Raw genomic sequence first — 976 nt, 5'->3', positions numbered from 1 at the left:
TTGCTTGTTATGGCTAATCCAATCTGCTGCTACCAATATATCCCATTTATCAATAGCATCCTCTCTCAGGAATAATGCAAAAAGCTCAAAATCACCTTTTACATTCACAATTTCCTGTTCAATTTTTGAAAATTTTTCTATAAGATTTTTCATAATATTGCTATTAGTTTTTTGGCGCTTTCAATCATTAATTCCGCTGTTGAGGCATCTATAACAGTGCTACTATACCTATTCTCTGGATTCCAGTTATTCACAACAGACCAATCAGCCATGTGTGTACTTTTCACTAAAATCTCTTTACCAGTAAAAGCAAGCAAATCATCAAGTGAATGAGTCTTCAAACTTTTCTTTGATTCAAATTCTCGTGAAGTACTTGGGAATCCATCCCAATTTAACACACTACATATACTATATTTCAAGGCAATTTCTACCGCATATCCACATAAATAATAAGAGCCATTATATCTACCACCATCATAAAGCACTTGTGCATCCTCAATCCGCTCGGTATATAGGTTTATCAAATCTTGTTTGCTAATCATACTAAAAGTTTAATTTGTATAAATCAAAACCTCTCATAATAAATCACTATGATTTAAGTATTCCCTTGACAAGTTTCAATTCCACGTCCCTACGATTAAAAGTCATAATGAGGACTCTCTCCTAGCTAAAGAAAAGATTTTCTCAAAGCTCCCTAGCGTTAGGGCAGGTAAAAGTCTATTTATTGTAGAATTATAACGCTAAATTTACAATAAAAATTACAGTAAATTGTACTTATATCCATTATAAGTGCTGTATTTGTTTAAAACTCCCTGCTTTATCCACCCACCAACAACACACTAAACGGCTTAGTTATCGGCATTTCGCCTGATAACTGAGCTATTAAGTATTCGACACCATTCAAATAGACCTTTTTTGAAAAGTCTAGTTTTGCCAAATCCACTTCGTTTAATATCAACTCTTTCTTGAGGTAAAA

Annotated in this window: 1 protein-coding gene; it reads right to left on the bottom strand. The window is 33.2% G+C overall.

The window, feature by feature from the left end; genetic code table 11:
- Positions 1 to 149: 149 nt before the first annotated feature.
- The gene (locus GVN22_RS27375; protein ID WP_166554166.1) at positions 150 to 542 is read right to left on the bottom strand and encodes a hypothetical protein; all 393 of its coding nucleotides are present in this window, start codon (positions 540 to 542) and stop codon (positions 150 to 152) included.
- Positions 543 to 976 lie beyond the last annotated feature (434 nt).

Source organism: Cellulophaga sp. BC115SP (assembly GCF_009905545.1).
GTDB classification, from domain to species: domain Bacteria; phylum Bacteroidota; class Bacteroidia; order Cytophagales; family Spirosomataceae; genus Flectobacillus; species Flectobacillus rivi.
This window is presented reverse-complemented; position numbering and strand designations above follow the sequence as displayed.

What these genes read in the sequence shown, in the direction of transcription:
- GVN22_RS27375 (WP_166554166.1), bottom strand. Translation starts at nt 542, where the DNA reads ATGATTAGCAAACAAGATTTGATAAACCTATATACCGAGCGGATTGAG.